The organism is Syntrophomonas sp. UBA5494, assembly GCF_002426325.1.
Genome location: NZ_DIPG01000139.1, coordinates 16,097 through 16,455, shown reverse-complemented (window position 1 = coordinate 16,455; position 359 = coordinate 16,097). Strand labels below are relative to the sequence as shown.

The following is a 359-nucleotide window of genomic DNA, read 5'->3' as shown; positions in this document are numbered from 1 at the left end:
GCCCCGTCAAATTTGACGGGGCTCTATGGCTCTCATAAATAGATAATGAGGAAGTTATTGGGTTTGGCTCAGGGAATGGTTTTTAATTGCGTGCTTTATTCAAAAGGGTATAGTTTTTGGGGGCAATTTCGTTCTGCAGTTCGGCCAGGAAAAGGTGATTAGTTTCACCACATCGAGTACATTTAATTTGCAGTATCCTGCATTCACGGTATTTTGCCAGAAGTTTCTGACATTTTTTACACCTAAATTCCTGCAAGTTCTGTTTCCTCCTTTTTAAAAAATAAGGAATGGCATCGGCGTGTGACAGTAAAAGGATTGGTATTTGAATTATTTTGCTTGAACGCATGGACTGCTAAATT

1 protein-coding gene is annotated in these 359 nt (G+C 39.3%); it reads right to left on the bottom strand.

Annotated features, from left to right (window positions below):
• Positions 1–82: 82 nt before the first annotated feature.
• Positions 83–346 (bottom strand): Com family DNA-binding transcriptional regulator, encoded by a 264-nt coding sequence (locus B3W37_RS15610; RefSeq protein ID WP_483176362.1) that lies wholly within the window; start codon positions 344–346, stop codon positions 83–85.
• Positions 347–359 lie beyond the last annotated feature (13 nt).

What these genes read in the sequence shown, in the direction of transcription:
- B3W37_RS15610 (WP_483176362.1), bottom strand. Translation starts at nt 346, where the DNA reads ATGCGTTCAAGCAAAATAATTCAAATACCAATCCTTTTACTGTCACAC.